Here is a 13,691-nt window from a genome sequence, read left to right on the forward strand (position 1 = left end):
TCGCCCCAACGGTTTAAAGTTTGAACAGAAAACCCGTTGCCTTGCGGCAGCGGGTTTTTTTTATCGCAGCGATAGCCCAGGAAGAGTGCTAAAACGCCCTTTCGGTGTTAGCGTAACAACAAAAGGTTGTTATGCTTGAAATAGGGCACTGTGAACCCCATAAGTACGTAATCATGATGAATGAGACTGGCTGATAATCCGTCCGTAAGGTTACAATCAGTACAGCAGGTGTTTTCAATTTTGATCCAGGAGACGGAAATGTCATACAGTGGCGAACGAGATAACTTTGCACCCCATATGGCTCTGGTGCCAATGGTTATTGAACAGACCTCACGTGGTGAGCGTTCTTTTGATATCTATTCCCGTCTGCTCAAGGAACGCGTTATCTTTCTGACCGGCCAGGTGGAAGACCACATGGCTAACCTGATCGTGGCGCAGATGCTGTTTCTGGAAGCGGAAAACCCGGAAAAAGACATTTACCTGTACATTAACTCCCCGGGTGGCGTGATTACAGCAGGAATGTCCATTTATGACACCATGCAATTCATCAAGCCTGATGTAAGCACTATCTGTATGGGTCAGGCTGCATCTATGGGCGCGTTCCTGTTAACAGCAGGGGCGAAAGGTAAGCGTTTCTGCTTGCCAAATTCCCGCGTGATGATTCACCAGCCACTGGGCGGTTACCAGGGGCAGGCGACGGATATCGAAATCCACGCCCGTGAAATTCTGAAAGTAAAAGCGCGCATGAATGAACTTATGGCGCAGCATACGGGTCAACCACTCGAGCAGATCGAGCGCGATACCGAGCGCGATCGCTTCCTCTCTGCTCCAGAGGCAGTTGAGTACGGCTTAGTCGACTCCGTGTTGACCCATCGTAATTGATGCCCGCGACGCGAGTGTGCCGCTATACTAAGGTAGGGCGGCACGCTGCTGATTGCAGCTTGCGTCTTAGAATGGCATTTGCGTCGTCATGTGCGGCACAAAGAACTTAAAAAGAGGTTTGGACTCATGACAGATAAACGCAAAGATGGTTCGGGCAAACTGCTGTACTGCTCTTTTTGCGGCAAAAGCCAGCATGAAGTGCGTAAACTGATTGCCGGGCCGTCCGTGTATATCTGCGACGAATGTGTCGATTTATGTAACGACATCATTCGCGAAGAGATTAAAGAAGTCGCACCGCACCGTGAGCGCAGCGCGCTGCCAACGCCGCATGAAATTCGTCATCACCTTGACGACTACGTGATCGGACAGGAGCAGGCCAAGAAAGTGCTGGCGGTAGCGGTCTATAACCACTACAAACGTCTGCGTAACGGCGACACCAGCAATGGCGTAGAACTGGGTAAAAGTAACATTCTGCTGATCGGCCCAACCGGTTCCGGTAAAACGCTGCTGGCTGAAACCCTGGCGCGCCTGCTTGATGTTCCGTTCACGATGGCGGATGCCACCACCCTGACCGAGGCCGGTTATGTGGGTGAGGACGTCGAAAACATCATTCAGAAACTGCTGCAGAAGTGCGATTACGATGTACAGAAAGCCCAGCGCGGGATTGTTTACATCGATGAGATCGACAAGATCTCCCGTAAATCAGACAACCCGTCCATTACCCGTGACGTATCGGGTGAAGGCGTACAGCAGGCACTGCTGAAGCTGATCGAAGGTACGGTTGCCGCCGTTCCGCCGCAGGGTGGTCGTAAACATCCGCAGCAGGAGTTCCTGCAGGTTGATACCTCCAAGATCCTGTTCATCTGTGGTGGCGCGTTTGCTGGTCTGGACAAAGTCATCTCCCACCGTGTTGAAACCGGCTCCGGCATTGGTTTTGGCGCTACGGTGAAATCGACATCCGAAAAACCGAACGAAGGCGAACTGCTGTCTCAGGTTGAACCGGAAGATCTGATCAAATTCGGTCTGATCCCTGAATTTATCGGCCGTCTGCCGGTTGTGGCAACGCTGAATGAGCTGAGCGAGGACGCGCTGATCCAGATCCTGAAAGAGCCGAAAAATGCGCTGACCAAGCAGTATCAGGCGCTGTTCAATCTGGAAGGCGTTGATCTGGAATTCCGTGACGAAGCGCTGGATGCTATTGCCAAGAAAGCGATGGTCCGTAAAACCGGTGCGCGTGGTCTGCGTTCAATTGTTGAAGCGGCACTGCTCGACACCATGTACGATCTGCCGTCGATGGAAGATGTTGAGAAAGTGGTGATTGACGAGTCCGTGATTAGCGGCCAAACCAAGCCGCTGCTGATTTACGGCAAACCGGAAGCGCAGCAGGCATCTGGCGAATAATTAACCAAATCATACAAGCAGTTAATCAAAAAGGGGGGATTTTATCTCCCCTTTACTTTTTCCGTATTCATAGCGTTGAATGTGTGGGAAACATCCCCATATACTGGATACATGTTAATGGTTATGTGAAGCACAGTGACATGACCAGCTTACCTGGCGGACACTAACTAAGAGAGAGCTCTATGAATCCTGAGCGTTCTGAACGCATTGAAATCCCCGTATTGCCGTTGCGCGATGTGGTGGTTTATCCGCACATGGTCATACCCTTATTTGTAGGGCGGGAAAAATCTATCCGTTGCCTCGAAGCCGCCATGGATCATGATAAAAAAATCATGCTGGTGGCGCAGAAAGAAGCATCAACGGATGAGCCGGGTGTAAACGATCTTTTCACCGTCGGGACCGTGGCCTCTATTTTGCAGATGCTGAAGCTGCCTGACGGCACCGTGAAGGTGCTGGTAGAAGGCCTGCAGCGTGCGCGTATTACCACTCTGTCAGATGACGGCGAGCACTTCTCTGCAAAGGCAGAGTACCTTGATTCGCCTGAGCTTGATGAGCGCGAACAGGAAGTGCTGGTTCGCACCGCGATTAGCCAGTTTGAAGGCTATATCAAGCTGAACAAGAAAATTCCACCAGAAGTGCTGACGTCGCTGAACAGCATCGACGATCCTGCGCGTCTGGCGGACACCATCGCTGCACACATGCCGCTGAAGCTGGCTGACAAACAGTCCGTGCTGGAAATGTCCGACGTCAACGAACGTCTGGAATACCTGATGGCGATGATGGAGTCTGAAATCGATCTGCTGCAGGTTGAGAAGCGCATTCGCAACCGCGTCAAAAAGCAGATGGAGAAATCTCAGCGCGAGTACTATCTGAATGAGCAAATGAAGGCCATTCAGAAAGAACTGGGCGAGATGGACGACGCGCCGGACGAAAACGAAGCGCTGAAGCGTAAGATCGACGCGGCGAAGATGCCGAAAGAGGCGAAAGAGAAGGCCGAAGCAGAACTGCAGAAGCTGAAAATGATGTCTCCAATGTCGGCTGAAGCGACCGTTGTACGCGGCTACATTGAGTGGATGGTGCAGGTTCCGTGGAACGCCCGCAGCAAGGTCAAAAAAGACCTGCGTCAGGCGCAGGAAATCCTGGATACCGACCACTACGGCCTGGAACGCGTGAAAGACCGCATTCTTGAGTACCTCGCGGTACAAAGCCGTGTAAACAAAATCAAAGGCCCAATTCTGTGCCTGGTAGGACCGCCGGGGGTGGGTAAAACCTCTCTGGGTCAGTCCATCGCCAAAGCGACCGGACGCAAGTATATCCGTATGGCGCTGGGTGGCGTACGCGATGAAGCGGAAATCCGCGGTCACCGCCGTACCTACATCGGTTCTATGCCGGGTAAACTGATCCAGAAGATGGCGAAAGTGGGCGTTAAAAACCCGCTGTTCCTGCTCGACGAGATCGACAAAATGTCTTCTGACATGCGCGGTGACCCTGCGTCTGCACTGCTGGAAGTGCTTGATCCAGAACAGAACGTGGCGTTCAGCGATCACTACCTGGAAGTGGACTACGACCTGAGCGACGTGATGTTCGTGGCGACCTCCAACTCCATGAACATTCCGGCCCCGCTGCTGGACCGTATGGAAGTGATTCGTCTCTCCGGTTATACCGAAGATGAGAAGCTGAACATCGCTAAGCAGCACCTGCTGCCGAAACAGATTGAGCGTAACGCGCTGAAATCCAACGAGCTGACCGTCGAGGACAGCGCGATTATCGGCATTATTCGCTACTACACCCGTGAAGCGGGGGTGCGTAGCCTTGAGCGTGAAATCTCTAAACTGTGTCGTAAAGCGGTGAAACAGCTGCTGCTGGATAAGAGCCTGAAACACATTGTGATTAACGGCGACAATCTGCATGCCTATCTCGGCGTCCAGCGCTTCGACTACGGTCGCGCGGACAACGAAAACCGCGTTGGTCAGGTAACTGGCCTGGCATGGACGGAAGTGGGCGGCGATCTGCTGACCATCGAAACCGCCTGTGTACCGGGTAAAGGCAAACTTACCTACACCGGCTCGCTGGGTGAAGTGATGCAGGAATCCATCCAGGCGGCGCTGACCGTGGTGCGCGCGCGCGCGGAGAAACTGGGTATCAACGCGGATTTCTACGAAAAACGCGACATCCACGTGCACGTTCCGGAAGGGGCAACGCCGAAAGACGGTCCAAGCGCGGGTATTGCCATGTGTACCGCTCTGGTTTCCTGCCTGACAGGGAACCCGGTGCGTGCCGATGTGGCAATGACCGGTGAAATCACGCTGCGTGGTCAGGTTCTGCCGATTGGTGGTTTAAAAGAAAAACTGCTGGCGGCACACCGCGGTGGGATCAAAACCGTATTGATCCCTTACGAAAACAAACGCGATCTGGAAGAGATTCCGGACAACGTGATTGCCGATCTGCAGATCCATCCTGTGAAGCGAATTGAGGAAGTTCTCAGTCTCGCATTGCAGAATGAACCCTCCGGAATGCAGGTTGTAACCGCAAAATAGTGACCTCGCGCAAAGAGCGTCAATAAAAACAAGGCTGGTAAGTCATTTCGCACTTGCCAGCCTTTTTTTGTATAGCTAATTTAGATTGCTGATTAGGTCAGCCATCAACAACGGGTGTTGTAAGGTCATGGCAGGCCTGATATAACTGCTGCGCGGTCGCGTTGTGAAGGATTCAGGCGCGATATAAATTATAAAGAGAGGAAGAGAACAGTGAATAAATCTCAACTGATTGACAAAATTGCTGCGGGTGCTGATATTTCTAAAGCTGCAGCTGGACGTGCGTTAGATGCTTTAATTGCTTCTGTTACTGAATCTCTGCAGGCTGGGGACGACGTTGCACTGGTAGGTTTCGGTACTTTTGCTGTTAAAGAGCGTGCTGCCCGTACTGGCCGCAACCCTCAGACCGGTAAAGAGATCACCATTGCTGCTGCTAAAGTGCCGGGTTTCCGTGCAGGTAAAGCGCTGAAAGACGCAGTAAACTGATTGCTTTCCCGTTTCAGGGAAGCCGGAAAGTACAAGGGCGCATCATTTGATGTGCCTTTTTTGTTTGTCCAGACCTGATTTGTGCGAGTTTATGCGAGTTGTGGGCTGACAATCGCCCCGTTTTCTTGTCACAATACGCCTTCACGCGCGACGGGCAGGATTTTCCGTCAGCGTCAGGTAACCAGTCACCTACAGCGGAGTGTTGTTACACCATGATGGACAGCTTACGCACGGCTGCTAACAGTCTCGTGCTCAAGATTATTTTCGGTATCATTATCGTGTCGTTCATATTGACCGGCGTGAGCAGTTACCTTATTGGCGGTGGCGCAAACTACGCCGCAAAAGTGAATGGCCAGGAAATCAGCCGTGGTCAGTTCGAGAATGCTTTTGCCGGTGAACGTAACCGTATGCAGCAACAGCTGGGCGACCAATTCTCTGAACTGGCGGCGAACGAAGGGTACATGAAGACCCTGCGCCAACAGACGCTGAACCGTCTTATCGACGAAGCGCTGCTTGATCAGTATGCCAAAAAACTGGGCCTTGGCATCAGCGATGAGCAGGTGAAAAAAGCCATCTTCTCCACGCAAGCCTTCCAGTCTAACGGTAAATTCGACAACGCGCGTTACAACAGCATCGTCAATCAGATGGGGATGACGGCCGACCAGTACGCTCAGGCGCTGCGTAACCAGCTGACCACCCAGCAGCTTATCAATGCCGTTGTGGGCACCGATTTCATGCTCAAAGGTGAAACGGACGAACTGGCCGCGCTGGTGGCGCAGCAGCGCGTTGTACGTGAAGCGACCATTGATGTGAACGCCCTTGCCGCGAAACAGCAGGTGAGCGATGCTGACGTTAACGCTTACTACGAGCAGAATAAGAACTCCTTTGTTTCTCCAGAGCAGTTCCGCGTGAGCTATATCAAGCTGGATGCGGCCGCGCTGCAGGAAACCGCGTCTGATGCTGAAATCCAGTCTTACTACGATCAGCATCAGGATCAGTTCACTCAGCCGCAGCGTAACCGCTACAGCGTGATTCAGACGAAAACTGAGGCCGATGCTAAAGCGGCGTTGGATGAGCTGAACAAAGGCGCTGATTTCGCGACCGTTGCGAAAGCGAAATCCACCGACATTATCTCTGCGAAAAACGGCGGTGATATGGGCTGGCTGGAAGACGCGACCACCCCAGACGAGCTGAAAAATGCCGGTCTGAAAGAGAAAGGTCAGCTTTCAGGCGTTATTAAGTCTTCCGTTGGTTTCCTGGTCGTGCGTCTGGACGACATCACTGCGGCGAAAACCAAGCCGCTGGCTGACGTTCGCGATGATATCGCAGCGAAAGTGAAACAGGAAAAAGCGCTGGATGCCTATTACGCGCTGCAGCAGAAGGTGAGCGATGCTGCCAGCAACGACAACGAATCTCTGGCAGGTGCAGAGCAGGCGGCGGGCGTGAAGGCGGTTGAAACGGGCTGGTTTGGACGTGACAACCTGCCGGAAGAGCTGAACTTCAAACCGGTTTCTGATGCTATCTTCAACGGTGGTCTGGTGGGTGAGAACGGCACGCCGGGCAGTAACTCTGACATAATTACCGTCGACGGCGATCGTGCGTTTGTGTTGCGCGTCAGCGAACACAAGCCAGAAGCGGTCAAACCGCTGGCGGAAGTGAAGGATCAGGTTATCGCTCAGGTTAAGCACAACAAAGCGGAACAGCAGGCGAAACTGGATGCTGAGAAGATTCTGTCCGATCTGAAAGCGGGTAAAGAAGATGCGCTGAAAGCGGCTGGCCTGAGCTTCGGTGAAGCGAAAACGCTGAGCCGTACCGGCCAGGACCCAATCAGCCAGGCTGCGTTTGGTCTGACGCTGCCTGCCAAGGACAAGCCAAGCTTCGGCACCACCACCGATGCACAGGGTAACGTCGTTCTGCTGGCGCTGGATGAAGTGAAAGCCGGTACCCTGCCAGAAGCGCAGAAGAAAGCGATGGTTCAGTGGATTACCCAGAACAATGCTCAGATTGCCTTCGAAGCCATGATGAGCAACCTGCGTAAAGAAGCCAAAATCAAGCTGGGTGATGTGATGACTCAGCAGCAGTAATTACGTGTCTGCTCGCAGATTTTCGTAACGCTCTGCAAAAACTAAAGGCCGCTTTCGCGGCCTTTTCCATTTCTGCAATCTGCTGTTTGTGCCGGTTTTAACTGGCGGCTATCGTGACGTGGCTGTCAACAAACAAGGAGATAACAGCATGAAATGTGGAATCAAAGCACTGTTAATTACGCTGGCTATTGCCACCACCGGGATGAGTGCGGGTGCGATGGCGTCGGCCCCCGCCGCCAAAACACAAGCTACCCAGAGCAAGTCCGACGCGGCAGCGCCGGTGCAAGGGCAAACCAAAGCGACAGACGCCGGTAAAAGTGCGGATGATGACGGTACGCGGGTCAGTATCAATTCGGCCTCAGCGGAAGATCTCGCCCGTGCGATGAATGGCGTGGGCCTGAAAAAAGCGCAGGCCATCGTCAGCTACCGCGAAGAGTATGGTCCTTTCAAAACGATCGACGATCTCAGGCAGGTGCCGGGCATGGGCAGCGCGCTGGTTGAGCGCAACCTCTCACACCTGACGTTGTAATTACGCAATTTCTTGCACTGCGGCAAAATTTTGCCAGGATAAAGAGGTCATACCAGTTATGACCTCTCTTCCTACAATAACAGTAAAGGCTATTGCGCTATGCAGACAAAAATCAAAGTACGCGGTTTTCATCTCGACGTTTATCAGCATGTGAACAATGCCCGCTATCTTGAGTTTCTTGAAGAAGCGCGCTGGGACGGGCTGGAAAATAGCGAAAGCTTTCAGTGGCTGACCGCGCACAACATCGCGTTTGTGGTCGTCAATATCAACATCAACTACCGCCGTCCGGCCGTGCTGGGTGACGTGCTCACGGTCACCAGCCAGGTGCAGCAGATCAATGGCAAAAGCGGGGTCTTAAGCCAGGTGGTGACGCTCGATCCAGAAGGGCAGATGGTCGCAGATGCGTTGATCACGTTCGTCTGTATCGATCTGAAAACGCAGAAAGCGCTACCGCTGGAAGGGGAATTGCGGGAAAAGCTGGAGTTGATGATCGCTTAGAAAGTTTGTCTTTTATAAAAGACAAAAGGATTTTTCAAGGATAGAATAATGGACAGGGACTATGTCGTTGAACGCTACCGGACCCGTGACGGAAAAGTACCGTTTGAGGAGTGGGTAACGAAGATGAAGCGAAAGGATCCGGAGTTAGCGTTTCGGATCCTTCTGCGAATTGACCGTGCTGAGAAAGGGAATTTCGGCGATTACCGATATCTCAGAGAGGGTATCTGGGAATTGGAAATTGATTGTGGTCCCGGCTATCGAATCTATTTTGCGGTACAACATCGGAAGATCCTGTTGTTGCTGATCGGCGGTGACAAAAAGAGTCAAAAGACTGATGTGAAACTGGCAATAGATTACTGGAAAGATCATCAAAAGGATAAACCGGATGAGCAAGACCCAACGAAAATTTTCTAGTTCCATCAGCCATGATGACGCCGTCGTAAAAATGCTTCGTGAAGACCCTTCCTGTGCCCAGCTATATCTGCAGGTTGCGTTGGATGAGATTTACGAAGAGCAGGGGATCCCTGCATATTTAATCGCGTTAAGACGTGTTATCGAATCCCGCGGCGGCATAGGTGAAATCGCTGCCAAAGCAGGTCTGTCCCGTCAGCAGCTATACCGAACCCTATCAGTCAACGGAAACCCAACGCTGACAACGCTGATGAAAGTCACCCGTGCTGCCGGTGTGAAACTGTTCGACAGCACGGTGAAGTAGCCCTATTTAAGTCCGGTTTTTTTCTGCATCGCGGCCATCACGCCGGATTTATCGGCAAGATAGTGGTTCAGCCCGTTAGCGCGCAGATTACAGGCCGCACACTGGCCGCAACCGTCGCCTTTGATACCGTTATAGCAGGTGAGCGTTTCGCTGCGAACAAGGTCCAGCTTGCCCCAGTAGTCCGCCAGCGCCCAGGTTTCGGCTTTATCCAGCCACATGAGCGGAGTTTCAAAGCGCGTCTCTTTCGCCATCCCCAGATTAACGGCGTGGTTTAACGCTTTCACGAACTCATCACGGCAGTCCGGGTAGCCGGAGAAGTCGGTCTCGCACACGCCTGTGATCACCGCTTCGGCCTTTACCTGATAGGCGTAGATCGCCGTCAGGGTCAGGAAGAGGATATTACGGCCCGGCACGAAGGTATTCGGAATGCCGCTGGCATCGGGTTCATAGTCTGGCACAGGAATACTGTCGCGGGTGAGGCTGCTCACGGCCAGTTCATTTAACAGCGTAACGTCCAGCACCTTGTGCGCGCGTGCGCCCAGTTTCAGGGCTAGTTCACGAGCAACGTCGATTTCAGCGCGATGACGCTGACCATAATCGAAAGTGACACAGTGAACTTCATCGTACTGATGAAGGGCCTGGACCAGGCAGGTAGTAGAGTCTTGTCCTCCGCTGAACACGACGACGGCACGTTTCATAAATCATCTCGACTGTTACGGTAAAAACGTTATGTTACCGTCTGACCACGACGGCGACCAGCTTCTTCACGATTTGGGAGCGGGCAGCCAGGCTTCGGTAAAGTCAAACCAGCCGCGGGTGTTGAGGCGTATACCATTCACGCCAGGCGGAGCACTGATTTGGTATTGATAATTAAAGAGTGGCGTAAGCACCGCACTCTCCATTAGCCGGTTGAAGATGGCTTGCAGCCCCGCGTGTCTATCCCGAGCCTCGGCCTGTGTCTGTACCGCATCCAGCGTGGCTTGCAGATGAGCGTAAGCCGGAGCGCTAAGAACGTGCGGCCAGAGGGCATCGCAGCGCAGCCACTGTTCAAGCGTATATTCCGGCGCTTCGCCAATCAGCCTGTCCCCCATCATGATGTCTGCATCGGCAAGCTCCAGGCATCCGTCCCACGTCTTGGCGTCGTGAAAGATCACGGTCAGTTCACACCCCTGTAGCGCCAGGTATGCCTTCAACTGGCTGGCCATGGTGTGAAGCTCAACAGGGAGATGGTAAACCAGCGTCAACGCTTCAGGGAGGGGTACGTCCGATAAATCAGGCCATTCGGGGATGGTCCACCCGGGAAGCAGCTCCTGGGTGGGCGTGATGAGCCCTTCGTTTAGCGGAAGTGTGTGAAGAAGCCTGGAGAGATGAATGATATTGATAAGCCGCTTTGCCTGGATCTCACTCAGGCGCGCGCTCTGTTTTAGCGTGAGGTAGCAGAACCCCAGGCTGGTGCTGCTGCTTACCAGCCGCAGACTTTCGAGCTCGTCGGCCTCGCCGATCGCGATTTGCACCGGGTGACGACAGCTGGTGCCCAGGCTGTAATCAAAAAGCTGGGGAGTGATCCAGTATTCGATGGCTTTGAGCAGCGGATGGCTCAGGTGATACTGCTCATGGCTTTCCAGACGAACCAGGTCGGGCTCAAAAGCGGCCAGCCGAAAGGGGCCACTGCCAACCGCAGGATGGTCGGGATGCGCCAGGCGGCTACAGTAGGTTGCCAGCCTGTGCGGCAGCCAGTAGTCCGGTTGATGCAGCGTAAACGTCAGACACTGAGGATGCGTTGTTTCAATACATAAGACGCTCTGAAACAGAGTGCGCAGGGCAGGAAGCGTCAACAGCGCTGTCAGACTTCGCTGGAGTTGCGCCGTTTCTATTTTATCGCCGTTATGCCAGTGCAGGGTGGAGCGAATGTAGAAATGCCAGCGCAGGCCGTCAGCAGAGACATCCCAGTGATGCGCCATATCGCCCGCGGGTTCACTGCTGTTACCGTTAAAACGCGTCAGGCCTGAAAACACCTGTCCCGCCAGATGCTGCTCTGCCCGGCCCGGTAAAAACCCCGGCTGAAGCGGCTCCAGAGAGCGATAGTAGGGGATGCGCAGCGTCGGCGTGTCGTTTTGCCACTGCCCGCCCAAAAAAGGATGAAGTAATGACCGCAGCGCTTCAGGGGCCAGCTGGGCCAGTTCCAGCGCGTTATGCTGCTGCCCGCTTTTCAGCGCCTCTTCCATCATCGCATTGCGCAGTGACTCCGGGGCGACATGGAACGTTAGCTCACCGCGCTTACCGCGGCCAGACTGCGCTCGCCAGCTCAGCCAGCCCGCCTCCTGGGCCTGACGCAGCAGGGTTCGGACATGCCGCTCGCTACAAAAACAGCGGGCGGCCAGCTCGCTGATGGTGACCTGTTGTGTTGCCCCCAGGGAAGGCTGCCACAGGCGGTGATACTGATTAAGTCGATTGAGCTGGCGCATAAGAAACCCGGAACAATAATTTTCATCTATTCACTATTACTTCCGTATATCTCACACGATACTGTTGCACAAGTTAACCGCATCACATTTCGGGAGTAATCATGGCTCGGCTCGCTGCATTTGATATGGACGGTACGCTGTTAATGCCGGATCACCGTTTAGGGGAAAAAACCCTGAACACGCTGAAGCGCCTGCGCGAGCGTGATGTCACCCTGACGTTTGCCACCGGGCGTCATGTGCTGGAGATGCGCCATTTGCTGGGGGCGTTCTCCCTCGACGCCTTTCTGATCACCGGCAACGGGACGCGAATTCACTCCGTAGAAGGGGATGTGCTGCACCGGCAGGATCTCAACCCGGAAGTCGCGGATATCGTGCTGCACAGCACCTGGGACACGCAGGCCAGCGTCCACGTCTTTAACGATCGCGGCTGGTTCACCGGAAGCGAAATCCCGGAATTATTGCACGCGCATGTTTACAGCGGTTTCAAATACCAGCTTATCGATCTGCGTCGGATCCCCGCCCATGCGGTAACCAAGATCTGCTTCTGCGGCGATCATGACGATCTGTGCCGCTTAAGGATTCAGCTGAATGAGGCGCTGGGCGACCGGGCGCACCTGACCTTCTCGGCGGTGGATTGTCTGGAAGTGCTGCCGGTGGGCTGTAACAAAGGCTCCGCTCTGGCGGTGCTGAGCGACCACCTTGGCTTAACGCTGCAGGAGTGTATGGCGTTTGGTGACGCCATGAACGACCGCGAAATGCTGAGTAGCGTAGGTCGCGGTCTGATCATGGGGAATGCGATGGCGCAGCTGAAAGCAGAACTTCCCCATCTGCCGGTTATTGGCCACTGCCGCAATGAAGCAGTGTCCCATTTTTTGACGCATTGGCTGGACAACAACAATCTCCCGTATTCCCCCGAATAGTGAGACCCTTCCAGCAAGCCAGACTTCGGTCTGGCTTTTTTTATTTCACCAGGTCTGCAATCTGCGCTTTCCACGGGGCGATATCGCCGATGTTGGCCTGCACCCACTCCGCATTGTAGTAGGTCTCGAGATAACGCTCGCCGCTGTCGCACAACAGCGTGACGATGGAACCGGTGCGGCCCTCTTCGCGCATACGTGCGGCAAGCTGCAGTGCGCCCCACATATTGGTGCCCGTCGATGCGCCCACTTTGCGGCCCAGCTGCGTTTCCAGCCAGTGCGCCGTTGCCACGCTTGCGGCATCCGGCACGCGCATCATCTCATCCACGACGTCGGGGATGAAAGAGGGCTCCACGCGCGGGCGGCCAATACCTTCAATTTTACTGCCCACCGGGCTGCGCAGACCGGCATCGCGGTTTTGCCAGTAGTCGAGGAACACGGAGTTCTGCGGGTCAACCACCATCAGTTGGGTATCGTAGCCCTGGCAGCGGATGTAGCGCCCAATCGTGGCTGACGTGCCGCCGGTACCGGCGCTCATGACGATGTACGACGGAACCGGATGCGGTTCGTGGGTCATCTGGCGGAAAATGCTGTCGGCAATGTTGTTATTGCCGCGCCAGTCCGTCGCGCGCTCGGCGAAGGTGAACTGGTCCATATAGTGGCCGTTCAGCTCGCGGGCCAGCATTTCGGAGGCGGCGTAGATTTCGCAGGCGCTTTCCACAAAGTGGCAGCGTCCGCCGTAAAATTCGATCTGTTCGATTTTGCGTTTTGCGGTGCAGGACGGCATCACCGCGATAAACGGCAGGCCCAGCAGGCGGGCGAAATAGGCTTCGGACACCGCCGTTGAACCGGACGAAGATTCAATAATAGTGGTGCCTTCTTTGATCCAGCCGTTACATAAACCGTATAAAAACAGCGAACGCGCCAGGCGATGCTTCAGGCTGCCGGTGGGATGAGTGCTTTCATCTTTCAGATAGAGCTGAATGCCGTCAAATCCCGGCAGGGAAAGGCGAATCAGATGCGTATCCGCCGAGCGCTGATAGTCGGCATTGATTTCGCTGATCGCATGTTTAACCCAGGTGCTATTCATCATCGTTATCCGTTTGTCATTTTGTGCCTAGGATAGCGAAAAGCACAGAAAAAATTGTTGCTATCTGGCCTTTAAAATAGAATGAAGAGA

Annotated in this window: 13 protein-coding genes; 10 read left to right on the forward strand and 3 right to left on the reverse strand. The window is 54.0% G+C overall.

What is annotated here, in order from left to right; translation table 11 throughout:
- Positions 1–258 precede the first annotated feature (258 nt).
- From clpP to ADJ24_RS13025, 9 genes are all read left to right on the forward strand, one after another.
- Entirely contained in the window at positions 259–882 is a 624-nt protein-coding gene (clpP, locus tag ADJ24_RS12985) for an ATP-dependent Clp endopeptidase proteolytic subunit ClpP (protein ID WP_010428105.1), read from the forward strand.
- Between the two features lie 126 nt (positions 883–1,008).
- On the forward strand, positions 1,009–2,283 hold the full coding sequence (clpX, locus tag ADJ24_RS12990) for an ATP-dependent protease ATP-binding subunit ClpX (protein WP_023310570.1): 1,275 nt from the start codon (positions 1,009–1,011) through the stop codon (positions 2,281–2,283).
- Positions 2,284–2,465: 182 nt separating this feature from the next.
- A complete protein-coding gene (gene lon / locus ADJ24_RS12995; RefSeq protein ID WP_023310571.1) occupies positions 2,466–4,820 on the forward strand; it encodes an endopeptidase La in 2,355 nt (784 codons plus the stop codon).
- 210 nt (positions 4,821–5,030) lie between these two features.
- Positions 5,031–5,303 (forward strand): nucleoid-associated protein HU-beta, encoded by a 273-nt coding sequence (hupB, locus tag ADJ24_RS13000; RefSeq protein ID WP_002444653.1) that lies wholly within the window; start codon positions 5,031–5,033, stop codon positions 5,301–5,303.
- 212 nt (positions 5,304–5,515) lie between these two features.
- A complete protein-coding gene (ppiD, locus tag ADJ24_RS13005) occupies positions 5,516–7,387 on the forward strand; it encodes a peptidylprolyl isomerase (protein WP_048702609.1) in 1,872 nt (623 codons plus the stop codon).
- Positions 7,388–7,535: 148 nt separating this feature from the next.
- Positions 7,536–7,916 carry a helix-hairpin-helix domain-containing protein gene (locus tag ADJ24_RS13010; RefSeq protein WP_023310573.1) on the forward strand — a complete coding sequence of 127 codons (381 nt, stop codon included), beginning with the start codon at positions 7,536–7,538 and terminating at the stop codon, positions 7,914–7,916.
- 99 nt (positions 7,917–8,015) lie between these two features.
- Positions 8,016–8,414, forward strand: a complete 399-nt coding sequence (locus ADJ24_RS13015) for a YbgC/FadM family acyl-CoA thioesterase (protein ID WP_023310574.1) — start codon at positions 8,016–8,018, stop codon at positions 8,412–8,414.
- 48 nt (positions 8,415–8,462) lie between these two features.
- On the forward strand, positions 8,463–8,828 hold the full coding sequence (locus ADJ24_RS13020; protein WP_023310575.1) for a type II toxin-antitoxin system RelE/ParE family toxin: 366 nt from the start codon (positions 8,463–8,465) through the stop codon (positions 8,826–8,828).
- Positions 8,800–9,129: a DNA-binding protein gene (locus ADJ24_RS13025; RefSeq protein ID WP_023310576.1), complete on the forward strand. Its 330-nt coding sequence runs from the start codon at positions 8,800–8,802 to the stop codon at positions 9,127–9,129. Before ADJ24_RS13020 ends, ADJ24_RS13025 begins: the two co-directional genes overlap by 29 nt.
- Before the next feature lie 2 nt (positions 9,130–9,131).
- Here ADJ24_RS13025 and queC read toward each other — a convergent pair whose 3' ends face one another.
- Both queC and ADJ24_RS13035 read right to left on the reverse strand, forming a co-directional pair.
- Positions 9,132–9,827 carry a 7-cyano-7-deazaguanine synthase QueC gene (gene queC, locus ADJ24_RS13030; RefSeq protein ID WP_023310577.1) on the reverse strand — a complete coding sequence of 232 codons (696 nt, stop codon included), beginning with the start codon at positions 9,825–9,827 and terminating at the stop codon, positions 9,132–9,134.
- A gap of 66 nt (positions 9,828–9,893) precedes the next feature.
- On the reverse strand, positions 9,894–11,594 hold the full coding sequence (locus tag ADJ24_RS13035) for an SgrR family transcriptional regulator (protein WP_023310578.1): 1,701 nt from the start codon (positions 11,592–11,594) through the stop codon (positions 9,894–9,896).
- A gap of 101 nt (positions 11,595–11,695) precedes the next feature.
- On the opposite strand from ADJ24_RS13035, the gene cof reads away from it, so the two are divergent.
- Positions 11,696–12,514: an HMP-PP phosphatase gene (gene cof / locus ADJ24_RS13040; RefSeq protein ID WP_023310579.1), complete on the forward strand. Its 819-nt coding sequence runs from the start codon at positions 11,696–11,698 to the stop codon at positions 12,512–12,514.
- 40 nt (positions 12,515–12,554) lie between these two features.
- Here the strand turns inward: cof and ADJ24_RS13045 are convergent, their stop codons facing one another.
- Positions 12,555–13,604 carry a PLP-dependent cysteine synthase family protein gene (locus tag ADJ24_RS13045; protein WP_023310580.1) on the reverse strand — a complete coding sequence of 350 codons (1,050 nt, stop codon included), beginning with the start codon at positions 13,602–13,604 and terminating at the stop codon, positions 12,555–12,557.
- Positions 13,605–13,691: the final 87 nt, after the last annotated feature.

The sequence above is a fragment of the Enterobacter sp. 940_PEND genome (assembly GCF_001059415.1).
Lineage (GTDB): Bacteria > Pseudomonadota > Gammaproteobacteria > Enterobacterales > Enterobacteriaceae > Enterobacter > Enterobacter cloacae_M.